The 23,898-nt window shown below is 67.9% G+C and carries 20 protein-coding genes; 10 read left to right on the top strand and 10 right to left on the bottom strand.

The window, feature by feature from the left end; genetic code table 11:
- Window positions 1–26 precede the first annotated feature (26 nt).
- The 7 genes from tpiA to ABL840_RS13540 form a co-directional block, all read right to left on the bottom strand.
- Window positions 27–791 carry a triose-phosphate isomerase gene (gene tpiA / locus ABL840_RS13570; RefSeq protein WP_371287190.1) on the bottom strand — a complete coding sequence of 255 codons (765 nt, stop codon included), beginning with the start codon at window positions 789–791 and terminating at the stop codon, window positions 27–29.
- A 20-nt stretch (window positions 792–811) separates the two neighbouring features.
- Complete coding sequence (locus ABL840_RS13565) at window positions 812–1,810, bottom strand: NAD(P)H-quinone oxidoreductase (RefSeq protein WP_093300648.1); 999 nt, start codon at window positions 1,808–1,810, stop codon at window positions 812–814.
- A gap of 91 nt (window positions 1,811–1,901) precedes the next feature.
- The gene (gene pnp / locus ABL840_RS13560; protein ID WP_093204797.1) at window positions 1,902–4,217 is read right to left on the bottom strand and encodes a polyribonucleotide nucleotidyltransferase; all 2,316 of its coding nucleotides are present in this window, start codon (window positions 4,215–4,217) and stop codon (window positions 1,902–1,904) included.
- A gap of 206 nt (window positions 4,218–4,423) precedes the next feature.
- Complete coding sequence (gene rpsO / locus ABL840_RS13555; protein WP_007837783.1) at window positions 4,424–4,690, bottom strand: 30S ribosomal protein S15; 267 nt, start codon at window positions 4,688–4,690, stop codon at window positions 4,424–4,426.
- An 88-nt stretch (window positions 4,691–4,778) separates the two neighbouring features.
- The gene (locus ABL840_RS13550) at window positions 4,779–5,726 is read right to left on the bottom strand and encodes a DMT family transporter (RefSeq protein ID WP_093300649.1); all 948 of its coding nucleotides are present in this window, start codon (window positions 5,724–5,726) and stop codon (window positions 4,779–4,781) included.
- Between the two features lie 78 nt (window positions 5,727–5,804).
- Window positions 5,805–6,965 (bottom strand): pyridoxal phosphate-dependent aminotransferase, encoded by a 1,161-nt coding sequence (locus ABL840_RS13545; protein ID WP_093204792.1) that lies wholly within the window; start codon window positions 6,963–6,965, stop codon window positions 5,805–5,807.
- Window positions 6,966–6,997: 32 nt separating this feature from the next.
- Complete coding sequence (locus ABL840_RS13540) at window positions 6,998–8,287, bottom strand: branched-chain amino acid ABC transporter substrate-binding protein (RefSeq protein ID WP_093300651.1); 1,290 nt, start codon at window positions 8,285–8,287, stop codon at window positions 6,998–7,000.
- A gap of 124 nt (window positions 8,288–8,411) precedes the next feature.
- On the opposite strand from ABL840_RS13540, the gene ABL840_RS13535 reads away from it, so the two are divergent.
- Together ABL840_RS13535 and ABL840_RS13530 are read left to right on the top strand one after the other, a co-directional pair.
- On the top strand, window positions 8,412–8,783 hold the full coding sequence (locus ABL840_RS13535; RefSeq protein WP_019653399.1) for an Hsp20/alpha crystallin family protein: 372 nt from the start codon (window positions 8,412–8,414) through the stop codon (window positions 8,781–8,783).
- Between the two features lie 189 nt (window positions 8,784–8,972).
- Window positions 8,973–9,731, top strand: coding sequence for an alpha/beta hydrolase-fold protein (locus ABL840_RS13530; protein ID WP_093204785.1), 759 nt, complete (start codon window positions 8,973–8,975; stop codon window positions 9,729–9,731).
- Here ABL840_RS13530 and tsaD read toward each other — a convergent pair.
- Window positions 9,667–10,728, bottom strand: coding sequence for a tRNA (adenosine(37)-N6)-threonylcarbamoyltransferase complex transferase subunit TsaD (gene tsaD, locus ABL840_RS13525; RefSeq protein WP_093300652.1), 1,062 nt, complete (start codon window positions 10,726–10,728; stop codon window positions 9,667–9,669). The two genes, ABL840_RS13530 and tsaD, sit on opposite strands and share 65 nt — an antisense overlap.
- 117 nt (window positions 10,729–10,845) lie before the next feature.
- Here tsaD and ABL840_RS13520 point away from each other — a divergent pair, with 117 nt between their 5' ends.
- The 4 genes from ABL840_RS13520 (at window position 10,846) to ABL840_RS13505 (ending at window position 15,461) form a co-directional block, all read left to right on the top strand.
- Window positions 10,846–12,111, top strand: coding sequence for a nitrate- and nitrite sensing domain-containing protein (locus ABL840_RS13520; protein WP_418116264.1), 1,266 nt, complete (start codon window positions 10,846–10,848; stop codon window positions 12,109–12,111).
- A gap of 359 nt (window positions 12,112–12,470) precedes the next feature.
- Window positions 12,471–13,715: a CmpA/NrtA family ABC transporter substrate-binding protein gene (locus ABL840_RS13515; protein ID WP_093204781.1), complete on the top strand. Its 1,245-nt coding sequence runs from the start codon at window positions 12,471–12,473 to the stop codon at window positions 13,713–13,715.
- A gap of 10 nt (window positions 13,716–13,725) precedes the next feature.
- Window positions 13,726–14,655 (top strand): nitrate ABC transporter permease, encoded by a 930-nt coding sequence (gene ntrB / locus ABL840_RS13510; protein WP_093301181.1) that lies wholly within the window; start codon window positions 13,726–13,728, stop codon window positions 14,653–14,655.
- Window positions 14,652–15,461, top strand: coding sequence for an ABC transporter ATP-binding protein (locus ABL840_RS13505; RefSeq protein ID WP_093300654.1), 810 nt, complete (start codon window positions 14,652–14,654; stop codon window positions 15,459–15,461). The genes ntrB and ABL840_RS13505 overlap by 4 nt, the downstream gene beginning before the upstream one ends.
- A 147-nt stretch (window positions 15,462–15,608) precedes the next feature.
- On the opposite strand, the gene ABL840_RS13500 is transcribed toward ABL840_RS13505, so the two are convergent.
- Window positions 15,609–16,886 (bottom strand): ANTAR domain-containing protein, encoded by a 1,278-nt coding sequence (locus ABL840_RS13500; RefSeq protein WP_418116263.1) that lies wholly within the window; start codon window positions 16,884–16,886, stop codon window positions 15,609–15,611.
- Between the two features lie 269 nt (window positions 16,887–17,155).
- Here ABL840_RS13500 and ABL840_RS13495 point away from each other — a divergent pair, with 269 nt between their 5' ends.
- Entirely contained in the window at window positions 17,156–18,421 is a 1,266-nt protein-coding gene (locus tag ABL840_RS13495) for an MFS transporter (RefSeq protein ID WP_093204770.1), read from the top strand.
- A gap of 20 nt (window positions 18,422–18,441) precedes the next feature.
- Here the strand turns inward: ABL840_RS13495 and ABL840_RS13490 are convergent, their stop codons facing one another.
- Entirely contained in the window at window positions 18,442–20,154 is a 1,713-nt protein-coding gene (locus ABL840_RS13490) for a bifunctional protein-serine/threonine kinase/phosphatase (RefSeq protein ID WP_093301182.1), read from the bottom strand.
- 78 nt (window positions 20,155–20,232) lie between these two features.
- Here ABL840_RS13490 and nirB point away from each other — a divergent pair, with 78 nt between their 5' ends.
- From nirB to nirD, 3 genes are read left to right on the top strand one after another with little or no spacing between them, the layout of a single operon-like run.
- Window positions 20,233–22,665 carry a nitrite reductase large subunit NirB gene (nirB, locus tag ABL840_RS13485; RefSeq protein WP_093300657.1) on the top strand — a complete coding sequence of 811 codons (2,433 nt, stop codon included), beginning with the start codon at window positions 20,233–20,235 and terminating at the stop codon, window positions 22,663–22,665.
- Window positions 22,666–22,679: 14 nt separating this feature from the next.
- The gene (locus ABL840_RS13480; protein WP_093300659.1) at window positions 22,680–23,480 is read left to right on the top strand and encodes a type IV pili methyl-accepting chemotaxis transducer N-terminal domain-containing protein; all 801 of its coding nucleotides are present in this window, start codon (window positions 22,680–22,682) and stop codon (window positions 23,478–23,480) included.
- Window positions 23,481–23,496: 16 nt separating this feature from the next.
- The gene (gene nirD / locus ABL840_RS13475; protein ID WP_093204762.1) at window positions 23,497–23,895 is read left to right on the top strand and encodes a nitrite reductase small subunit NirD; all 399 of its coding nucleotides are present in this window, start codon (window positions 23,497–23,499) and stop codon (window positions 23,893–23,895) included.
- Window positions 23,896–23,898: the final 3 nt, after the last annotated feature.

Genomic DNA, 23,898 nt, shown 5'->3' with positions numbered 1-23,898 from the left:
CCTAATTTGATGCAGCCGTTGCGCGTTCAGCGCGCAGCGGCGGAAATGATCTGCAGAAAGTCGGGCGCCTTGAGCGATGCGCCACCGATGAGGCCGCCGTCGATGTCGGCCTGTGCCAGCAGCTCGGCGGCATTCGCCGCATTCATGCTGCCGCCGTAGAGGATGCGGATGCCGGCGGCATGCTCGCTCGCCGCGTGATGCAGCTGTGCGCGCAGCACCGCGTGCACAGCCTGCGCCTGTTCAGGCGTGGCCGTCTTGCCCGTGCCGATGGCCCACACAGGCTCGTACGCCACGACGATCTCGCTGATGCAATGGCCGTTCACATGAATGACCGCAGCCAGCTGGCGCTTGACGACTTCTTCGGTCTGCCCTGCTTCGCGCTGTGCCAGCGTTTCGCCCACGCACACGATCGGCGTGATGCCGCCGGCCAGCGCCGCAGCCGTCTTGGCAGCGACCACATCGTCGGTCTCGCCGTGATACTGCCGGCGCTCCGAATGACCGACGATGGCATAGCGCACACCGAAGTCCTTCAGCATCGCGGCCGACTGCTCGCCGGTGAACGCACCTTGCGGATGCGCCGAAATGTCCTGCGCACCGAGCCCCAGCGCCGGCGAACCCGCCAGCAGCGATTGCAGTTGCGCGAAGTAAGGCGCGGGCGCGCACAGGGCCACGTCGCAAGCCGCCGGGCTTGCGGCCAGGCCCTGCTGCAGGGCCTTCACCAGCGCCTCGTTGGCAGCCAGGCTGCCGTTCATCTTCCAGTTGCCGGCGATCAGCTTCTTCTTGGTTGTCATCGCGTTCGTCTTCTCGTCACTCACCATGTCAGCACGATCTTGCCGATGTGCTGGTTCGATTCCATCAGCGCATGAGCCCGGGCCGCGCCGCTGGGCTCACCTGCTGCAGCAAAGGTGCTATGGATCACGGGCTTGATCGCGCCGCTTTCCAGCAGCGGCCAGACCTTCTCGCGCAACGCCTTGGCGATGGCACCCTTGAACGCCACCGGCCGCGGACGCAGCGTCGAGCCGGTGATCGTGAGCCGCCTGCGCAGCACGAGGCCCGCATTGATCTCGCTCTTCACGCCGCCCTGCACCGCGATGATGACCAGACGACCGTCTTCGGCCAGGCATTCGACCTCGCGCGCCACGTAATCGCCCGCAACCATGTCGAGCACCACGTCCACGCCCTTGCCACCAGTGAGCTTCTTCGCCTCTTCGACGAAGTCGCTCGTGCGGTAGTTGATGGCGTGGTCGGCGCCGAGCTTGAGGCAGGCTTCGCACTTGTCGTCGCTGCCGGCCGTGACGATCACGATGGCGCCGAGCGCCTTGGCGATCTGGATCGCCGTGACGCCGATGCCGCTCGAGCCGCCCTGGATCAGCAGCGTCTCGCCCTTCTGCAGGCGGCCGCGCTCGAACACGTTGCTCCAGACGGTGAAGAAGGTCTCGGGCAGCGACGCCGCCTCGAGATCGCTCCACCCCTTGGGCACGGGCAGGCACTGCGCCACGGGCGCCACGCACAGCTCGGCATAGCCGCCGCCGGCGATCAGCGCGCAGACGCGGTCGCCGACCTTGAAGCCCGCCTCGGCCAGCGCCGCGGCGTCGCCCGAGACGATCTCGCCAGCCACTTCGAGGCCTGGCAGATCGGACGCGCCCGGCGGCACGGGATAGTGCCCCTTGCGCTGCAACACGTCCGGACGATTGACGCCACTCGCCGCGACGCGGATCAGCAGCTCGCCTACGCCCGCCACAGGGTCGGGACGCTCGGCGACGCGCAGCACCTCGGGGGCGCCGTACGAAGTGATTTCAATGGCTTTCATGGTCTTTCGGCCTCCAACGCCCGCAGATGGGGCGAAGCTTGACGTTCAAAAGATAGCAGCGGCGGCCACAGGGACCGCCGTTGCGCCCTTCTTACTCCTGAGGCTCGCGCGGGGCCTGCTGCGGCTGCTCGCCGGCTGGGGCTTCGCTGCGCGGCTGCTGTTGCTGCTCGCCGTTGAAGCGCGGTGCGCGTTCGCCACGGTCGCCGCGATCACCACCACGGTCACCGCGATCGCCACGGTCGCCGCGTTCACGACGCTCGCCGCGGTCACCACGGTCTTCGCGGGGCGGGCGCTCGCTGTATTCCATGCCGGCCGGACGCTCGGTCAGGGCCTTCATGGACAGCTTGACGCGGCCCTTCTCATCCGTTTCCAGGACCTTGACCTTCACGATCTGGCCTTCGCTCAGATAGTCGGTCACCTTCTCGACGCGCTCGTGCGCGATCTGGCTGATGTGCAGCAGGCCGTCCTTGCCGGGCAGCAGGTTGATGAGCGCGCCGAAGTCCAGGATCTTGGTGACCGGGCCTTCGTAGACCTTGCCGATTTCGACTTCGGCCGTGATCTGCTCGATGCGCTTCTTGGCCAGCTCGGCCTTTTCCGGATCGGTCGAGGCGATGGTGATGGTGCCGTCTTCGTCGATGTTGATCGTCGTGCCGGTCTCTTCCTGCAGGCCGCGGATGACGGCGCCGCCCTTGCCGATCACGTCGCGGATCTTCTCGGGGTTGATCTTCAGCGTGGTCAGGCGCGGAGCGAACTGCGACACGTCGGCCTTGGCCTCGCCCATCGCTTCCTGCATCTTGCCGAGGATGTGCATGCGCGCTTCCTTGGCCTGTGCCAGTGCGACCTGCATGATTTCCTTGGTGATGCCCTGGATCTTGATGTCCATCTGCAAGGCGGTGATGCCGTTGGTCGTGCCGGCCACCTTGAAGTCCATGTCGCCCAGGTGATCTTCGTCGCCCAGGATGTCGGTCAGCACCGCGAAGCGGTTGTCTTCCTTGATCAGGCCCATGGCGATGCCTGCCACATGCGCCTTCATGGGCACGCCGGCGTCCATCATCGAGAGGCAGCCGCCGCACACCGATGCCATCGACGACGAGCCGTTCGACTCGGTGATTTCCGACACCACGCGAACCGTGTACGGGAACTCTTCCTTGTTCGGCAGCACGGCGACGAGCGCGCGCTTGGCCAGGCGGCCGTGGCCGATTTCGCGGCGCTTGGTCGAGCCCATGCGGCCCACTTCGCCGGTGGCAAAGGGAGGCATGTTGTAGTGGAACAGGAAGCGGTCTTCGTACTCGCCGGCCAGCGCGTCGATGCGCTGCGCGTCGCGTTCGGTGCCGAGCGTGGTGATGACCAGCGCCTGCGTTTCGCCGCGCGTGAACAGGGCCGAGCCGTGGGTGCGGGGCAGCACCGAGTTGCGGATCTCGATGGGGCGCACGGTGCGGGTGTCGCGGCCGTCGATGCGGGGTTCGCCCGACAGGATCTGGCTGCGCACGATCTTCGATTCGATGGCGAACAGCAGGTCGCTGACCTTGCCGGAGTCGAATTCGGCGCCTTCGGCCTTCAGGGCCTCGAGAACGCTGGCGTTGGCTTCGCGCAGGGCTTGCGTACGCGCCTGCTTGCTGCGGATCTGGTAGACGGCGCGCAGCTTGTCTTCGGCCAGGCCCTTGACCTTGGCGACGAAGGCTTCGTCTTCGGCGGGCGCCTGCCAGTCCCACACGGGCTTGCCGGCGTCGCGCACGAGTTCATGGATCGCGTTGATGGCGATGTTGGCCTGCTCGTGGCCGAACACCACGCCGCCCAGCATGATTTCTTCGCTGAGCTGCAGGGCTTCGGATTCGACCATCAGCACGGCGGCTTGCGTACCGGCGACGACGAGGTCCATCTGCGAATCCTTGCGGGCGGTCTGGCCCGGATTCAGCACGTACTGGCCGTTGATGTAGCCCACGCGGGCGGCACCGATCGGGCCGTTGAACGGCACGCCGGAGATCGACAGCGCGGCGCTCACGCCGATCATGGCGGCGATGTCGGCGTCGACTTCGGGGTTCAGCGAGATCGTGTGGATGACCACATGCACTTCGTTCAGGAAGCCTTCGGGGAACAGCGGGCGGATCGGGCGATCGATCAGGCGGCTGGTCAGCGTTTCGTGTTCGCTGGGCTTGGCTTCGCGCTTGAAGAAGCTGCCGGGGATCTTGCCGGCGGCGTAGGTCTTCTCGATGTAGTCGACGGTTAGCGGGAAGAAGTCCTGGCCGGGCTTGGCCGACTTGGAGGCGACCACGGTCGCGAGGATGACGGTGCCGTCGATGTCGACGAGCACTGCACCGCTGGCCTGGCGGGCGATTTCGCCCGTTTCCATGACCACGGTCTTGTCGCCCCATTGGAACGACTTGGTGACTTTGTTGAAGAGGCTCATGTTTTGCTCCTGTTTTGATAGCGAACTACACGGAGTCCGCAGGTGACGGAGGCTTCTCAGAACACGATGCCATTCCAGCGAAGCTCGGGGAGAACTTCATTGGAATGACACAGCTTCGCTCTGTTTGGGCACTCCGAAAGTGGATCGCGAAGTAAAAAACGCCTGAGCTAGCGGACTAACCCAGGCGTTTTTTCATGCGATTTGGATTACTTGCGCAGACCCAGCTTGGCGATCAGCGCGGTGTAACGGTCGGCGTCCTTGGACTTGAGGTAGTCGAGGAGCTTGCGACGGCGGCTCACCATGCGCAGCAGGCCGCGACGACCGTGGTGGTCCTTGGCGTGCGTCTTGAAGTGGGGGGTGAGCTCGTTGATGCGGGCGGTCAGCAGTGCGACTTGCACTTCGGGGCTGCCGGTGTCGTTGGCGGCGCGGGCGTTGTCCTTGACAACTTCGGCCTTGATGGAGGCTGCGATCATGTTGATTTCCTTGTTCCGGGATGTTTGACTTGCGGCGGGGACTGGAACTGCCCTCGCCGTGCGCCTTGCGGCATGCAAAGCCTTGGGATTATAGCCCGACCGCCCTTCCCGGGCTTTTCGCCCCCTTGGAAGGCCCGGAAGGCCTTCCGTCGAGCGACGCCAGCCCCACCGCACCCAGCACGCAGGCGGCCCCGCCGATCTGGCCCGGGCTGATGCTTTCGCCCAGCCAGAGCGCCGCCAGCACCAGCGCCGAAACCGGCAGCACGGCGGTGAAAAGCGCCGCCTCGGCCCCATTCAGCCGGGAAGATCCGGCGAACCACAGCACGAAGCCCAGCACCGTGGGCACCAGCGCGTAGTAGGCGACACCGGCCAGGGCGTCCGCAGGCAGGGGCTGCACCCAGGCCCGCTCGAACAGGGCGGGCACCAGCGACAGCAGCAGCCCGAAAGCCGTCATCAGCGTGGACAGCGCCAGCGGACTCACCGGCACCCGCAGCCGCTTGTTGAGCAGGATGAACATCGCCTCGCAGACCACGGCGCCCAGCACCAGCAGGTTGCCGATCAGCGCCGCAGGGGATTTCGAGTCCCCTGCCGAAACCGCCCCCGCCCCAGGCCAGCTGATCGCCAGCACCCCAGCCGTCGCCAGCACGATGCTGCCCACCAGATACCGCCCCGGCCGCTCGCGCAGCGCGATCACCGCCACCAGTGCCGCCACCGCCGGCAAGGTGCCCGCCACCACGCCCGCGCTGGCAGCCGGCGCCCAGCGCACGCCGAGGATCAACAGCACGGTGTAGCCCACGCTTCCCAGCCCGGCCTGGCACACCAGCAGCGCCAGGTCGCGCCGATCGGGCCTCGGCCACGGCGTTCGGGTCAGCCGCAGCAGCACCAGGAACACCGGCAGCGCCAGCGCGAAGCGCAGCGCGGTCGCGGTGAAAGGCGGCAGCCCCGCCGCGATGACCTTGCTGGCCACCACCGTGCTCCCGACCGTGACCATTGCCAGCGCGCAAAGCGCCATGCCTTTCAACCGTTGCGACGACATCCCGGGCCTTTCCGAAAAGAAAACCCGAGCTTCGCGGCCCCTGCGCGCCGCGTATTGAACGAAATTGCAGCCGGCGGACTACTTCTGCCGCGCCAGCCAGTCGCGCAGCCGCTCCACGCCCTTCACCAGCCGCTGCGGGTCCTTCGAGGCGAAGCACCAGCGCAGCCAGCCCTGCGCCTCGGGCGCGAAGGCATTGCCCGGCGCGAGCCCCAGGCCCGCCTCGGCCACCAGCCGCTTGGCCACCTCGAGCGAATCGCCGAAGCCTTCCAGACGGAAGAAGGCGTACATGCCGCCCTTGGCCGGCGCCACCTGCACGCCTGGCAGCGCAGCCAGCAGCGGCACCAGCGTGTCGCGGCACTGCTTGAGGTGCGCCACCACGCGCGGCGTGATCTCGGCCGTGTGCTCGATGGCGGCGATGGCGGCGCGTTGCGTGAACACACTGGCGCACGAGGTGTTGAACTCGATCAGCTTGCCGATGCCGTCCACCATCGAGGGCGGCAGCACCAGCCAGCCCAGGCGCCAGCCGGTCATCAGGAAGCTCTTGGAGAAGCTGTGCGTGACCACCAGGCGGTCATCGGGCTTCGAGATGTCGAGGAAGCTCGGCGCGCAGGCGTTGGGCGTGGGCTCGAAGTAGAGCCGCTCGTACACCTCGTCGGCCAGGATCCAGGTGCCGGTCTGGCGGCAGTGATCGAGCACGGCCTGCTGCTCCTCGCGGGTCATGGTCCAGCCCGTGGGATTGTTCGGCGCGTTGACGATCAGCAGCTTCGTCTTCGACGTGACCGCCGCGCGCAGCGCCGGCAGGTCGAGCGTCCACTGGCCATTCACCGGCACCAGCGGCAGCGTGCGCACGTGCGCGCCCATGATGGCGGGCTGCGCCGTCAGGTTGGGCCACACGGGCGTGACGGCGACCACGTCGTCGCCCGCGTCGACCAGCGCCTGCACGGCGAGCATCAACGCGCTCACGCCGCCCGAGGTGACGGCGATGCGCGCCGCATCGATCGTCGGATGCAGCGCGCTCGAATAGCGCGCGATGGCTTCGCGCAGCTCGGGCAGGCCGAGGTTGTGGGCGTAGAAGGTCTCGCCGCGCTGCAGCGATTCGATGGCCGCCTGGCGGACCACCTCGGGGGTGACTTCGTCGCTCTCGCCGAACCAGAAGGCCAGCACGTCGTCGCGGCCCATGCCGGCATTGGCGACTTCGCGGATCTTCGATGCTTCGAGGTTGTGGATGGCTTCACGCATGTCCGGTGTTCCTGTTCTTCGTCAACTTCAGGTCAAGGTTTCTTCATCTTGCACGAGGTCGGCAGCTCGGCGCGTTCGGGGGCGATCGTCTTGACCACGCGGAAGCCGTAGCCGGAGCCTTCCACGTCGAACTGCACGCCCGGCCTGCCCTGCCGGTCCATCACGCCGACCACGAGCTGCTGCTGGAACTGGTGGTCCGCCGCGCGCATGCGCCCGCGCTGGCCGTACAGGCTCACGTCGGCCTGCTCCAGCGCGCGCGCCACCGGCACCGCCTCGACGCTGCCGGCGCGCTCGACGGCCTGCACGAGCGCCTCGATCATCAGCTGCAGCCGCATGTGCACGTAGTCGTCGGATGGCTTCGGAAAGCGCGCCCGGAAGGCGCGATAGAAGGCCTCGGACTGTGCCGTCTGCACGTTGGGCAGCCAGTCGGCCACCGCGACCACACGCCCGATGCCCGCGTCGCCGATGGCCGCCGGCGCGCCCAGTGCATTGCCGTAGAAGGTGTAGAAGCTGCCGTTGAAGCCCGCTTCGCGCGCTGCCTTCACCAGCAGCGTGAGGTCGTTGCCCCAGTTGCCCGTGACCACCGCCTGCGCGCCGCTGGCGATGATCTTCGTTGCATAGGGCGCGAAGTCCTTCACCTTGCCCATGGGGTGCAGCTCGTCGCCGACGATCTCCACGTCGGGCCGCTGCGCGCCGAGCTGCCGGCGCGCCTCGCGCAGCACGGCCTGGCCGAAGCTGTAGTCCTGCCCGATCAGGTAGACGCGCTTGAGCGTTGCGTCGTCCTTCACCACGTCCATCAGCGCGGCCATGCGCATGTCGGCGTGCGCGTCGAAGCGGAAGTGCCAGAAGCTGCAGCGCTCGTTCGTGAGCGAGGGATCGACCGCCGCGTAGTTCAGGAAGATCGCGCGCCGCGAAGGATCGCGCTCGTTGTTCTTGTCGATGGCGTCGATCAGCGCAGCAGCCGTGGCCGACGAATTGCCCTGCAGCACGATGCGTGCGCCGTCGTCCAGCGCGGCGCGCAGCGCGGAAAGCGCTTCCTCGTTCTGTCCCTTGCTGTCGTAGCGGTCGAGCTGCAACGGGCGCGCCCCCCCGGGAACACCGGGCAGCTTGACCCCGCCGCGCGCATTCACACGCTCCACCGCCCACAGCAGGTTGCGGAACACGGCCTCGCCGGTGTTGGCGAACGGGCCGCTCATGCTTTCGATGAGGGCCAGGCGGATGGGCGCCGGAGGCGTCTGCGCAAGCGCCGCGAAGGGCCTCGCGCATAGCGCCAGCGCCGCGAATTTCAAGGCCTCGCGACGCAAATTAAAGGGGGGATTCATTGTCTTGAAACGCGTGCCGCTGCGCCTAGATGAGGTCTCAAGCGGCACTCACGATTGAACGGCCGCGCAGTGTAAGGGACACACATTCCTTGTCCCCATTGTGTTGATTCAGGAGTTCTTCATCATGTTTTTCGCCCCTACCCTTCGCACCGCCCGCTTCGCTCCCCGCGCGTATGACCGCTCGTTCGAACGCTTCGTGAACGAAGCCTTCGCAGGCGCCCGCCGCTCGCCCCTGGTGGAGCAGGACGACAAGAGCTGGACCCTCTCGCTCGACGTTCCGGGCTTCGCGCGCGAAGACCTCGCGATCAGCATCGAAGGCGCCGTCCTGCGCATCGAAAGCAAGGCAGAAGCCAAGCGCCAGTTCAAGGCCGCCTACGAACTGCCGCAGGACATCGACGTGGCCGCCAGCGAAGCGAAGCTCGAGAACGGCGTGCTCACGCTGAAGCTCGGCAAGCTGGTGCCGGTGAGCCAGGCCACGCAGTTGCAAATCAACTAATTCGGCCTATGCCCACAAGAGGAAAATGTTAGTAAGGCCCGCTTTTTGACTTTAAACGAGCACCTTATTCACAATAGCGCTGGATAACGTCACATGATGTGACGTTTTCTTAGAACTTTCTTCTTCGTGGGCGTCTTGTAAACGCACTGAACTAGCTACGGTGCGGTTCGGGTGCCCCCAAAAGGCACCATGAAAACGCATCTTCAGCCCGCCAATCCCAACGAACAATCCGACACGCTCCTGGTGTTCCTGCCCGGGGCGTACCTGAAGCCCGACGAGTTCGAGCGCGAGGGCTTCATCGACGCGGTGCGCGAACGCCATCTGGCGGCCGACGCCCTGCTGGTCGACGCGGACGTTTCCTACTACTACGAACAGACCCTGAGCGACCGCCTGCACACCGAGGTCATCGAGCCGCAGCGCGCCAAGGGCTACAAGTCGATCTGGCTCGTGGGCATTTCCATCGGCGGCTTCGGCGCGCTGATCCACGAACTGGCGCGGCCTGGCTCGGTCGACGGCATCGTGGCGCTCGCGCCCTACCTCGGACGCCGGGTGCTCGGCGCGGAGATCAAGAAGGCCGGCGGCCTGCGCGCCTGGCAGGCTCCCACCGGGCCGCAGCCCGACGAGGAACCCGACCGCAAGCTCTGGCCCTTCTTCCAGCAGTACCTGGAAGCCAAGCCGTCGAAGAACCTGCCGCCGCTGTACCTCGGGTTCGGGCTCGAGGACCGCTTCGCCAGCAACCACAAGCTGCTGGCCGACGCCCTGCCGCCGGGGCGCGTCTTCACGACCGAAGGCGGCCACGACTGGCCGCAATGGCGCCAGCTATGGCGCAATGTGCTGGACGTGCTGCCGCTGCCGGCCGCCGGCAGGTCGCCGAAGCAAACGATTACGCAGTCTCAGGTAACGCCGCCTCGGGCTCGGACAGCGACGCCATGGGCCATCGCGGCCTGACGTCGAAGGCATAGCGCTCGCTCGCCTGCGACAGCCCCGACTGCAGCCGCATCGCGGCGGCCATGGCGATCATGGCGCCGTTGTCGGTGCACAGGTGCAGCTCGGGGTAGTGCACCCGCACCTTGCGCTTGGCGCAGGCCGCATTCAGCTGCTCGCGCAGGCTCCTGTTGGCCCCCACTCCACCGGCCACCACCAGCCGCTTGAGGCCGGTCTGGTCCAGTGCAGCCAGCGATTTCTTCAGCAGCACCTCGACGATGGCCGCCTGCGTGGATGCCGCCAGGTCCGCCTTGCGGGCCTCGAGTTCGTCGCCCAGCTTCTTGGCCTGCGTGAGCACGGCCGTCTTCAGTCCGGCGAAGGAAAAGTCGAGATCGCCGCTGTGCAGCAGCGGGCGCGGCAGCTTGAAGGCCGCGACATCGCCGCCCTCTGCCAGCTTCGCCAGCCACGGCCCGCCGGGATACGGCAGCCCCATCAGCTTGGCGCTCTTGTCGAAGGCCTCTCCGGCCGCGTCGTCGATGGTCTCGCCGAGCAGCTCGTAGCGGCCCACGCCGTCCACGCGCATCAGCTGCGTGTGGCCGCCCGACACCAGCAGCGCGACGAAGGGAAACTCCGGCGGATCGGCGCTCAGGAACGGCGACAGCAGGTGCCCTTCGAGGTGATGCACACCCAGCACCGGCTTGCCCAGCGCCACGCCCAGCGCACAGGCCACGCCCGCGCCCACCAGCAGCGCGCCCGCGAGCCCCGGCCCGCGCGTGTAGGCCACCACATCGATCTCGTCCAGCGATCGGCCGGCTTCGGCCATGACCGTCTCGGTCAGCGGCAGCACGCGGCGGATGTGGTCGCGGCTGGCCAGTTCGGGCACAACGCCGCCATAGGCCTGGTGCATGGAGATCTGGCTGTGCAGCGCGTGCGAACGCAGCACCGGCAGCGCGCTGCCTTGCGACTCGACCAGCGCCACGCCGGTCTCGTCGCAGGATGATTCGATTCCCAACAAGAGCATGCCGCCGAGTGTAGGCGTCGGCCCCCTCCCGGCGCCCGCGAAGGGGAAAGCGGCGGCGATTGGCGCCTCGCGAGGCACGGATGTTGCAGTGACGCTGCCAGAGCCCCGCGCCCCACCATGAAATCCGGACTGAGTTTCCTCATCGCCGCCCGTCGCTGCGAAATCGACGAGCTGGACCGGCTCGCGCGCACCAGCGAGCTGGTGGGCCTGATCGGCCGGCTGGTCCATGCGCTGCAGCGCGAGCGCGGCATGTCGAACATGTTCCTCACCTCGCGCGGCGTCCGCTTCGCCGAGCAGCGCGGCCCGCAGATCGCCGAATGCGTCGTGCTCGAGCAGGAGGTCCGCGCCTGCTTCGACCAGCTCGAGGCCGACAACTACCACCGCGGCTCCGACGCCGGCAACAACGCGCGCCTGTTCAGCCGCATCGCCTGGGTGCTGCCGGGCCTGGACGCCCTGCCCGCCCTGCGCCGGCGCATCGACGCGCTCGAACTCAAGCCGGCCCAGTCCACCGCCGCCTTCGCCAAGCTCGTCGCCGGCCTGCTCTCGGTGGTGTTCGAGGCGGCCGACGGCGCCACCGACCCCGAGATCTCGCGCCTGCTGGTTGCGATGTTCAACTTCATGCAGGGCAAGGAGTTCGCCGGCCAGGAGCGCGCATTCGGCTCCGCCGCGCTCGCTCTGGGCCGCAGCGACGAGGCGCAGCGCCTGCAGTGGCTGCACCTGATCGAGTCGCAGGAGCGCTGCTTCCAAGTCTTCACCGACTTCTCGGGTGAAGAGGTGCTCGCGCTCTGGCGCGACAGCCAGCCCGACACCGAGGTGGCCGAGCTGGAGCGCATACGCCGGCGCGGCGCGGTTTCCGCGCCGGCCGACGTGCCGCTGAGCCAGGCCTGGTTCGACTGCTGCACCCGCCGCATCGACGCCATGAAGATCGTGGAGGAACGCCTGGCCGGCGACCTGCGCGCGCTGTGCGAGCACAAGACCGCGCAGGCCCGCAGCGAGCTTCGCGAATACCGCCAACTCCTCGACTCGCTGGCGCCCCAGGCCGGCGCCCTCTTCTTCGACGATGCCGATGCCCAGGCCGCCGCGCCGGCCCAGTTCGGCCGCCACCTGGAGCGCTCGGTGCTCGACATGGTCCGGGAGCAGTCGCGGCGCCTGCAGGCCATGAGCGACGAGCTCGAGACCGTGCGCGCCTCGCTCAACGAACGCAAGTGGGTCGACCGCGCCAAGGGCCTGCTGATGGCGCATCGCCGCCTCAGCGAGGAAGACGCCCACAAGATGCTGCGCCAGACCGCCATGAACCAGAAGCGGCGGCTGGTCGACGTGGCCGAGTCGATGCTCGCGATGGCCGACTACCTGCCCATGCTCGACCGCGCACCGCCGCGTTGAAGCGAGCGGCTCCGGCGTTCAACTTGGTGCACTGCACAACAACCGTGCCACCGCCCTGCGCCACCCCGGCCGCCCCTTCACCCGCGACGCCCTGCGACTTCGTGCGATATCCAGCTACTTTCTTGATAGCAGCCGGCGAATCTCGAAGCTGGCACACCGCTTGCAAGCAATAAGTTCGTAGGCCCTCGATGGGTCTCCAGGCAGGCGGCACCCAACGGCGGGTGCTTCCCACCGAACCGGACAAAGGCGTCCCCATCCCGCAAGGGCTCGTTTTCGAGCAGCCCCTGCGCGGTGCGGACGCCTTTTCGTTTTTGTCTCGCCCTGTTTGTTTTGTTTGTCTTCAACCGGAGCCCCGCCCCATGACCGACCTGCTCAAAACCCGCCTCAGCCGACGCCGCGTACTGCAAGCCGCGGCCATCGGCGCCGCCGGCATCGACCCCGCCCTGCGCGCGGCCGTCTGGGCCCAGGGCTCCGACAAGCCCGAGAAGGAAGAAGTGAAGATCGGCTTCATCCCGCTGACCGACTGCGCCAGCGTGGTGATGGCCTCGGTGCTTGGCATCGACAAGAAGTACGGCGTGAAGATCGTGCCCAGCAAGGAAGCCAGCTGGGCCGGCGTGCGCGACAAGCTGGCCAACGGCGAGCTGGATTTCGCCCACGTCCTCTACGGCCTGGTCTACGGCATGCACCTGGGCCTGAGCGGCCCGAAGAAGGACATGGCCGTGCTCATGACCCTCAACAACAACGGCCAGGCCATCACGCTGTCGAAGAAGCTCGCCGACAAGGGCGCGGTCGATGCCGCATCGCTCGCCAAGCTCATCGCCAGCGAGAAGCGCGAATACACCTTCGCGCAGACCTTCCCCACGGGCACGCACGCGATGTGGCTCTACTACTGGCTCGCATCGGCCGGCATCGACCCGTTCAAGGACGTGAAGAACATCACCGTGCCGCCTCCGCAGATGGTGGCCAACATGCGCGTGGGCAACATGGACGGCTACTGCGTGGGCGAGCCCTGGGGCCAGCGCGCCATCATGGACGGCATCGGCATCACGGCCATCACCACGCAGGACATCTGGAAGGACCACCCCGAGAAGGTGCTCGGCACCACCGGCGAGTTCGCGAAGAAGTACCCCAACACGGCACGCGCAGTGACCGCCGCGATCCTCGAGGCCGGCAAGTGGATCGACACCGGCCTGCAGAACAAGAACAAGATGGCCGAGACCATCGCCGACAAGAGCTACGTCAACACCAGCGTGGACGCCATCAACCAGCGCATCCTGGGCCGCTACACCAACGGCCTGGGCAAGAGCTGGGACGACCCCAACCACATGAAGTTCTACAACGGCGGCGCCGTGACCTTCCCGTACCTCTCGGACGGCATGTGGTTCCTCACGCAGCACAAGCGCTGGGGCCTGCTGAAGGAGCACCCCGACTACCTGAAGGTGGCCACCGAGATCAACCGCATCGACATCTACAAGCAGGCCGCCGCCGCCACGCAGACGCCGGTGCCCAAGGAAACGATGCGCAGCAGCAAGCTCTTCGACGGCTCCGTCTGGGACGGCAAGGACCCGAAGAAGTACGCCGACTCCTTCAAGCTCCATGCATAGGGAGAACACCATGGTCAGCGCAGTCTTCCACTCGCCGCTCGATGTGGCCGCCGCCCAGTCGGCGCCCTCCGCCCCGCCCAAGCCGGCCGCCTCCAAGGCGGCGGCTCCGCAGCCGGTGCCGGCCCCCGCACCCGAGCCTCGCACCCGCGCGCCGCTCGACCTGCGCGCCTTCTGGATGCGCGTGCTGCCGCCGCTCGCGGGCTTCGGCCTGCTGCTCTTGATCTGGGAGGTGGTGGCCGTGAAGAGCACCACCGGCTTCCCCACGCCAGCGGCCACCTGGCAGCAGGCGGTGACGGTGTTCAGCGACCCGTTCTACAGCAAGGGCCCCAACGACCAGGGCGTGGGCTGGAACGTGCTCTCCTCGCTGCAGCGCGTGGCGATGGGCTTCGGCCTGGCGGCGCTGGTCGGCATTCCGGCCGGCTTCGCCATCGGGCGCTTCGAGTTCCTCTCGCGCATGTTCAACCCGCTGATCAGCCTGCTGCGCCCGGTGTCGCCGCTGGCCTGGCTGCCCATCGGCCTGCTGGTGTTCAAGGGCGCCAACCCGGCGGCCATCTGGACCATCTTCATCTGCTCGATCTGGCCGATGGTCATCAACACCGCCGTGGGCGTGCAGCGCGTGCCCACCGACTACATGAACGTGGCCAAGGTGCTGAACCTCAGCGAATGGAAGATCCTCACCAAGATCCTCTTCCCCGCCGTGCTGCCCTACATGCTGACCGGCGTGCGGCTGGCCGTGGGCACCGCCTGGCTGGTGATCGTGGCGGCCGAGATGCTCACCGGCGGCGTCGGTATCGGCTTCTGGGTGTGGGACGAGTGGAACAACCTCAACGTCGCCAACATCATCATCGCGATCTTCGTGATCGGCATCGTGGGGCTGGTGCTGGAGTTCGCGCTCATCAAGCTGGCTACCGCATTCACGTTCGAAGAGGTGAAGTCATGACCGACGATTCGAAGTACATCGAGATCCACGGCGTCGAGCAGGCGTTCAAGACTCCGAAGGGGCGCTTCGTCGCGCTGCGCGACGTGAACCTGAACGTGGCCAAGGGCGAGTTCATCACGCTCATCGGGCACTCGGGCTGCGGCAAGTCGACGCTGCTGAACCTGATCGCCGGGCTCACCACGCCCACGCAGGGTTCGCTGCTGTGCGCCAACAAGGAGATCAAGGGCCCCGGCCCCGAGCGCGCGGTGGTGTTCCAGAACCACTCGCTGCTGCCCTGGCTCACCTGCTTCGAGAACGTGTACCTCGCGGTCGAGCGCGTGTTCGCGGCCAGCGAGAGCAAGGCCCAGCTTCGTGCACGCACCGACGCGGCACTGGCGCTGGTGGGCCTCACGCCCGCCGCGCAGAAGCGCCCCGGCGAAATCTCCGGCGGCATGAAGCAGCGCGTGGGCATCGCACGCGCGCTTTCGATGGAACCCAAGGTGCTGCTGATGGACGAGCCCTTCGGCGCGCTCGACGCCCTCACCCGCGCCAAGCTGCAGGACGAGCTGCTCGCCATCGTGCAGAAGACGCACAGCACCGTCGTCATGGTCACGCACGACGTGGACGAGGCCGTGCTGCTGAGCGATCGCATCGTGATGCTCACCAACGGCCCGGCCGCCACCATCGGCGAAGTGCTCGCGGTGGACATCCCGCGCCCGCGCAACCGCGTCGAGCTGGCGGAAGACCCGGTCTACGTGCATGCGCGCAAGGCGGTGATCGACTTCCTCTACACGCGCCAGGCGCACGTGGAGAAGGTCGCGGCCTGACAGATCGACGCGGCGTCCAGGCGCATCGAGCCATGACCGCCTTCCGGCGAACACCGCGGAACCGGCTTTGCCGGGCCGCAGGTGTTGCCCCCTGCAAGGGGGTTGGCGTAGCGACACGAAGTGCGCGAAGCCTGGGGTGTGCCAGGTTCAGGACATGATCACTTGCAGGCTGTGCTCGTACGACGCCGTGAGGCGTTCGAAGGTGTCGAGCAGCGCCTCGCTGGAACGCACCAGCGTGGCGCGTCCGTCGGCGCTGTCGAGTGCCTGCACGCCGCCGACCAGCCTCAGCCACTCGTCGCGTGCGCTCGCCAGCGCGGCGCGGATCTCGGCGGTGCTCAGCGGGGCGCGCTCCAGCTCGAGCAAGGCCGCTTCGAACTCGGCCATGGTCGGCACCAGCCGCGCGCTGGCGGCTTCTTCCTTCAGCGCGGCAGCCAGCAATGCGTCTTTCGCAAGCCGCTGCGCGCGCATGCGTTGCCGCCCGCAGATGTTGACGATGCGCAGCGCACGCCGCGCGCCCGAGGTTTCGAGCGCCTCGGTCAGGGCCTCGGCCGCAGCCAGCAGCACTTCGGCGCGACGGTCGATGTCGGCCAGCCCTGCCGCTGTCGGCTTCGCCGTGAGGGCATCCGCCAATCCGCTCCACGCGGCCTGCGCCTGCGCGAGAGCCTCGACACTGGCTGCGCCGAGCCCGAGGGCCGCGAGATGATCCAGGTTCTGCTGCACCCGCTCGGACGACTGCGTGCGCAGCACCCGCGCCCGCTGCGCGTCGATGCCGCCCAGCAGCTGTGCCGCCAGGCGCACCAGCCGCTGCGAGAGCATGCGCAGCTGCCCGGCGCGGTTGATCGCGTCCGCCCACTGCGCCGCCTCGATGACCGAGCGCGACACCTCGCCGAGCCGCAGGTTGGCGTGCATCGCCGCGCCGCGCAGCAGGCCGAAGGCCTCGTCCTCGCCGATGCCGCGCGCGGACATCAGCAGGCCCTTGGCGCGTTCGACGATCTTGCGTTCGTCCATGCGGGTGCGCAGGTTCTCCAGTTCGGTGCGCAGGGCGGCCTCGCGCTGCCATCGGGCCTGGGCGCGCGCGGTCAATGCGGCGACCGAATCCGCGTCGATGGCTTCGATTTGCATCCAGGCGTGCACGCCGAGTCCGACCAGTTCTTCATGCCCGGCGCCGCTCAAGGCCGCGCTGGCAAGGCTCAGCGCGCACGGCGGCTGGCCGGACCACGTGCGCAAGGCATCGAGCAGCTCAGGCGTAACCAGCGGCAACCAGATCAGCGCCTGCCCGGGAGCCAGCGCCTCGACCTGCCGGGCAAAGCCGGCGCAGTCCGCAAGGCCCAGCACATCGAGCCCGGCACCCGAAAGCGCCTGCGCAAGCGCCTCGGGCAGCACCAAGCCGGCAGGTTGATCGGGCAGGACAACGAGAAGCGACATCTTTGTGGGAAAGCGGTGTGGGAACGCACCGCGAGCATAGGCCACGCCAACGCGAACTCGCAGGCACGCCTCTTGCATGAAACAGGGCGCGGTGTAACGAAGCACCGCTTTGGTGAAGAGGCTGCAGGCTCCTGCATCCGGCCCGGCAACGCACATGCCGCGCGCACCTCCACGTCGACAGCGTCCGCTGCCGGCACCCCGCTCCCAACCCCGTCCGTCGACACGGCCTCTCCAGGGCCGCGCCGCGGCTTTTTGCATCTTTGAACGCCATGTCAGGTTTCAGGAATTTCTTGCAGTCAGGCCACAGTCCGACACTGTTCGCGGCCTTCCTGTACTTCTCGTTCTCCTGCTGCATCTGGGTGCTGAACGGCGCCATGGCGCCCTTCATCGGCGAGACCTTCAGCCTCTCGCCCGCGCAGAAGGGGCTGATGCTGTCGGTGCCGATCATCGCGGGCGCGCTCATGCGCTTTCCGCTGGGCATCCTCTCGCAGTACATCGGGCGCAAGAAGGCCACGCTGGTCGAGATGGCGCTGATCGCGGTGGCGATGCTCTTCGGCTTCTTCTTCGTGAAGAGCTTCAACGACCTGCTCGCCATGGGCGTGCTGCTGGGCATCGCGGGCGCGAGCTTCGGCGTGGCGCTGTCGCTGGGCTCGGGCTGGTTCCCGCCGCAGCACAAGGGCCTGGCCATGGGCCTCGTGGGCGCGGGCAACGTGGGCACGGCCGTGTCGGTGCTGGTGGCGCCGCCGCTGGCCAACTGGCTGGGCTGGCAGGCGGTGTACGGCGTGGCCGCCGTCGCCATCCTCATTCCGATGGTCGTGATGGTGCTCTTCGCCAAGGAGCCGCCGGACGTGAACGCCCATTCGAGCTTCCGCGAGCACATCGCCTGCCTGTTCGAAAAAGACGGCTGGGTGTTCAGCCTGATCTACGGCGTGACCTTCGGCGGCTTCATCGGCCTCACCACCTTCCTGCCCTCGTACTACTACGACCAGTTCGGCGTGAGCAAGGTGCAGGCCGGCCAGCTGACCATGCTCGCGGCCTTCATGGGCGCGGCGGTGCGCATCGTGGGCGGCTGGATCTCCGACCGCTGGGGCGGCGTGAACACGCTCACCGTGGTCCTGCTGCTGGTGACCGCGAGTCTCGTGCTGGTGGGTTTCTCCTCGGCCTCGCTGACCGTCACCACGCTGGTGCTGATCGTCTGCTTCGCGGCACTGGGCGCGGGCAACGGCGCGTTGTTCCAGCTGGTGCCGCTGCGCTGGCCCGCGAGCACCGCGGTGGCAGGCTCGATGATCGGCGAGATCGGCGCCCTGGGCGGTGGCCTCGTGCCCAACGCCATGGGCCTGTCGAAGCAGTACCTCGGCAGCTACCTCTGGGGCTTCATCTTCTTCGCGGCGCTCTCGCTCGTGATGCTGGGCGTGATGCGCGTGATGCAGATCCGCTGGACCCGCACCTGGGCCGAGAAGGGTGGCCGCGCGCGCGTCACGCCGGCGCCCGCCCCTGCGGCCGCCAACCACGTTCGCAAGGCAGCACGCTCATGACTCGCCCCGCCCGCATCCGCTCAGCGTGGCAGGAAGAGCAGCCACACGATGAGCAGCACGTTGAACAGCACGGACACGCCGAGCGCCAGCTGGTAGAGCGCGAGCGGATCGCGGCGGATCAGCGGCGTGGCGGCGGGCGCGCTCACGGGGCGGGATGCACCGCGCTCGAGCGCGAGCAGAAGCTCCTCGGCGGTTTCGAAGCGCTCGCGCGGATCGCGGGCCACGGCCTTGCGCACCAGATGGTCGAGCCAGATCGGCACGTCGGGCCGCAGGCGCGAGAGCGCGACCGGGTCGCGCCGGTAGCGCGCCACCTGGTAGGGCTCGATCTCGCCGTAGGGCAGGTGGCCGGTGAGCCACTGGTACAGCGTCACGCCGAGGGCGAACAGGTCGCTTCCCGCGTCGGCGACACCGCCCTCCTCCCACTGCTCGGGATTGATGTAGCTGGGCGTACCGGCATGCAGCTCTCGCTGGGCCGCGCCTTCCCGGCCGGACAGCGCCACGCCCAGGTCGAGGATGCGCCAGCGGCCGTCGTCGCCCAGGTGCAGGTTGCCGGGCTTGATGTCGCGGTGGATCACGCCCTGCCGGTGCAGCCGGCCGAGCGCGCGGCTGAGCTCGATGCCGGCGGCCACCACCTCGGCCACCGCACCGCGCGGGTTGGCCTTGCGCAGTTGCTCCAGCGTGCGCCCGCCATGCCAGTCGAACACGACATACAGCGCGCTCGCGTTCTCGGCGCGCTCGTGCACACGGACGAAGCCGTTGCCATCGACGCGCAGTCCCAGCCACGCCTCGTGCGCCAGCATCGCGCGCTCCTGCGGATCGCCGGCGCGCGAGGGATGCAGCGTCTTCAGCGCGACCAGCTCGCGCGTGACCGGATGGCGCGCCTGGTACAGCAGGTGCACGCCGGTGTCGGCCACCAGCGCGGTGACGGCGTAGCCGTCGAGCACGTCGCCCACCTTCAGCGCGGGCGGCGGTGCGAGCCGGCGGCCGTCGCCGAGTTCGTCGTCGAGCTGCCGGGCGTCGAGCCCCACCACGCGGATGACCAGCGCGGTCGCGTTGTCGCGCGTGCCGGCGTCGAGCGCCGCATTCACCAGCGCATCGCTGGCCGCCTCGGCGTCGCCCTGCAGGGCCAGCGCAGCCACCTGCTGCGGCCTGAGCACGCCGTGCACGCCGTCGGAAGTGAGCACGAAGCAGTCGCCCACGCGAACGTCGCCCTGCACGTAGTCGACGCGCACCTGGTCGTCGAGGCCGATGGCACGCGTGAGCCGGCTGCGCATGTCGGGATGGTCGAAGGCGTGGTCCTGCGTGAGCGGCACGGCCGCCTCGCCGCCGGCGCGCACGCGCCAGGCGCGGGTGTCGCCCACGTGGGCGAGCGTGTAGCTCTGGCCGTGCAGCACCAGTGCGGTGAGCGTGGTGAGCGCGGTGCCGCCCTCCTCCCTGCTCTGGCGGCGGCGGTTGTGATCGGCCAGCCAGCCGTTCTGCGCGGCGACCAGCCGGTCGAGCGCGGCGGTCGGCTCCCAGGTGGCGGGCGTGGCGAAGTAGTCGGCCAGAAGGCCCATCACCGTGGTCTGCGCCGCTTCGCGGCCGTGGCCGCCGCTGGACACGCCGTCGGCAATCGCGGCGATGAGCCCGCGCGCCTCGTCGCCCGGCGGCGCATGCACCGCGCCGGCGAAGTCCTCGTTCACCTCGCGCGGTCCGCGCCGGCTGCTGTAGCCGATGTCCACTTCAAAGCTCATGGCGCGATTCTCCACGCGCGCCAGGGGCACCTGTCTGCTTGATGACGTTTGCTTGATTTCCAGGAAAGGCGAAGCCCCATGAAGAAAATGAAACTCGTGATGGTCGGCAACGGCATGGCCGGCGTGCGCACGCTCGAGGAGCTGCTGAAGATCGCGCCCGACCTGTACGACATCACCGTCTTCGGCGCGGAGCCGCACCCCAACTACAACCGCATCCTGCTGTCGCCGGTGCTCGCGGGCGAGCAGACCATCGACGAGATCGTGCTCAACAGCTGGGAGTGGTACTCCGAGAACAACATCACGCTGCACGCCGGCAAGAAGGTGGTGGAGGTCGACCGCGTCAAGCGCATCGTGCGCGCCGAGGATGGCACCGAGGCCGCCTACGACCGCCTGCTGATGTGCACCGGCTCCAACCCCTTCATGCTGCCGGTGCCCGGCAAGGACCTGAAGGGCGTGATCGCCTACCGCGACATCGCCGACACCGACTACATGATCGAGACCGCGCGCACGCACAAGAACGCGGTGGTCATCGGCGGCGGCCTGCTGGGCCTGGAAGCCGCCAACGGCCTGATGCTGCGCGGCATGAACGTGACGGTGGTGCACGTCATGCCCTGGCTGATGGAGCGCCAGCTCGACGACGTGGCGGGCAAGCTGCTGCAGAAGTCGCTGGAAGACCGCGGCCTGAAGTTCCTGATGGGCGCGCAGACGCAGGACCTGGTCGGCGGGGAAGACGGCCGCGTGAAGGCCACCCGCTTCAAGGACGGCACCGAAACCGCGGCCGACCTGGTCGTGATGGCCGTCGGCATCCGCCCCAACGTGGAGCTGGCCGAGAAGATGCGGCTGCACTGCAACCGCGGCATCGTCGTCACCGACACCATGCAGACCGTGACCGACGCGCGCATCTACTCGGTGGGCGAATGCGCGGCGCACCGCGGCATCGCCTACGGCCTGGTGGCACCGCTGTTCGAGCAGGCCAAGGTGGCGGCCAACCACCTGGCGCAGTTCGGCATCGGCCGCTACCTGGGTTCGCTCACTTCCACCAAGCTGAAGGTGACGGGCATCGACCTGTTCTCGGCCGGCGAATTCATGGGCGGCGAAGGCACCGAAGAGATCGTCATGAGCGACCCCTTCGGCGGGGTCTACAAGAAGCTGGTCATCAAGGACGACAAGCTGGTGGGCGCCTGCCTCTACGGAGACACGGTCGACGGCAGCTGGTACTTCAAGCTGCTGCGCGACGGCCGCAGCGTGCACGACATCCGCGACAAGCTGATGTTCGGCGAGTCGAACATCGGCGACACCGGCCACGAGGGCCACAACAAGGCCGCGAGCATGCCCGACGACGCCGAGGTCTGCGGCTGCAACGGCGTGAACAAGGGCACGATCTGCAAGGCCATCAAGGAAAAGGGCCTGTTCACGCTCGACGAGGTGAAGAAGCACACCAAGGCCAGCGCGAGCTGCGGCTCGTGCACCGGGCTGGTCGAGCAGATCCTGATGTTCACCGCCGGCGGCGACTACTCCGCCACGCCGAAGAAGAAGGCCGTGTGCGGCTGCACCGACGCGAGCCACCAGGACGTGCGCGACGCCATCCGCAAGGAGCACTACCTGACGCACGACGAGGTGTACCGCAACCTCGGCTGGCGCACGCCCAACGGCTGCTCCACCTGCCGCCCGGCCATCAACTACTACCTGATCAGCACCTGGCCCAAGGAGGCGAAGGACGATCCGCAGAGCCGCTTCATCAACGAGCGCAGCCACGCCAACATCCAGAAGGACGGCACCTACTCCGTCATTCCGCGCATGTGGGGCGGCCACACCACGCCCGACGAGCTGCGCCGCATCGCGGACGCGGCCGACAAGTACAAGATCCCGACCGTCAAGGTCACTGGCGGCCAGCGCATCGACCTGCTGGGCGTGAAGAAGGAAGACCTGGAGAACGTCTGGAAGGACATCGGCATGCCCAGCGGCTTCGCCTACGCCAAGTCGCTGCGCACGGTGAAGACCTGCGTGGGCAGCGAGTGGTGCCGCTTCGGCACGCAGGACTCCACGCAGATGGGCAAGGACCTGGAGCGCGCGCTGTGGGCCATGTACTCGCCGCACAAGGTCAAGCTGGCCGTCTCGGGCTGCCCGCGCAACTGCGCCGAGGCGGGCATCAAGGACGTGGGCGTGATCGGCGTCGACTCCGGCTGGGAGCTCTACGTGGGCGGCAACGGCGGCATCAAGACCGAGGTGGCGCAGTTCCTGGTGAAGGTGAAGACGGCCGCCGAGGTGATGGAGTATTCGGGCGCATTCCTGCAGCTCTACCGCGAGGAAGGCTGGTACCTGGAGCGCACGGTGCACTACATCGGCCGCGTGGGCCTGGACTACGTGAAGAAGAAGATCCTGGACGACGTCGAGGGCCGCAAGGCGCTGTGGGAGCGCCTGCAGTTCGCGCTCGACGGCGAGCCCGATCCGTGGTTCGAGTCGGCGCAGGCCTCGGTCGACGTGCGGCAGTTCACGCCGCTGACGGTCTGAGCGGAGAAGACGGGTTGAAACGCAGAGTCTTCATCGCTTCAGCGGCGGCCGCCATGGGCGCGGGCCTGGGCGCGGCCACGGGCGTCCACGCCCAGGTCGCCGACCTCAACGACGCGATCAACAAGGCCGGCCGCCAGCGCATGCTGTCGCAGCGCGCCAGCAAGGCCTACCTTGCGCTGGTGCAGAAGGTGGAGTCGCGCAACGCGCAGCAGGTGCTCGACAGGTCGATCGCGCTGTTCGAGCGCCAGCTGGGCGAGCTCAAGGCCTTCGCGCCCAGCCCGGCCATCCGCGCCACCTACGAGTCGCTCGAGACGGCCTGGGGCGCGTTCAGGAACGAACTCACCGACGCCGCGCCGAGCAAGGAAGAAGCGGCCCGGGTCGTGAAGCTCGACGCCGCCGTGCTCGCGCTGGCCAACCAGGGCACCGGGCAGTACGAGGCCGCTTCGGGCAAGCCGGTGGGCAAGCTGGTCAACATCGCGGGCCGACAGCGCATGCTGTCGCAGCGCATGGCCAAGTTCTACCTGGCCACCGCCATGCAGATCGACCCGGCGGCCAGCACGGCCGAGATCGGCAAGTCGCGCACCGAATTCGTGAGCGCGCTCGAAGTGCTGCGCAACGCACCCGAGGCCACGGCACAGATCAGGCAGGAACTGGTGCTGGCCGACGCGCAATGGCTCTTCTTCAATCGGGGCCTGCAGCGCCTCGAAGGCGCCGGGGCATCGCCCGCGCTGATGTCCGACGTGTTCGTGAGCAGCGAGAACCTGCTGGCGATCATGGATCGCGTCACCGGCCTGTATTCGGAAATCAAGACTTAGACGAGAGAGCCCCACCATGAGCGATTGGAAAGTCATCTGCCGCATCGACGACATCCCCGTGCTCGGCGCGCGCCGCGTGGCGCGGCCCGCCGGCCTGGACGTCGCCGTGTTCCGCAACGCCGAGAACGAGGTATTCGCGCTGCTCGACCGCTGCCCGCACAAGGGCGGCCCGCTGAGCCAGGGCATCGTGTTCGGCACCAGCGTGGCCTGCCCGCTGCACAACTGGGCCATCGGGCTGGACGACGGCTGCGCCAAGGCGCCCGACGAAGGCTGCACGCCGAAGTTCGCCGTGAAGGTGGAAGACGGCGTGGTGCACCTCGACGCCGCCGAACTGGCGACGCATGCCATCGACCTGGAGCGCCCGGTCGCCGGCCCGAAGCCTTTCGCCGTGCTGTCCGTTCTTCCGCTGGAATAACCC

Origin of the sequence: Variovorax sp. NFACC27, assembly GCF_048301545.1 — a bacterium.
In the GTDB taxonomy this organism is placed as follows: Bacteria; Pseudomonadota; Gammaproteobacteria; order Burkholderiales; family Burkholderiaceae_C; genus Variovorax; species Variovorax gossypii.
This window is presented reverse-complemented; position numbering and strand designations above follow the sequence as displayed.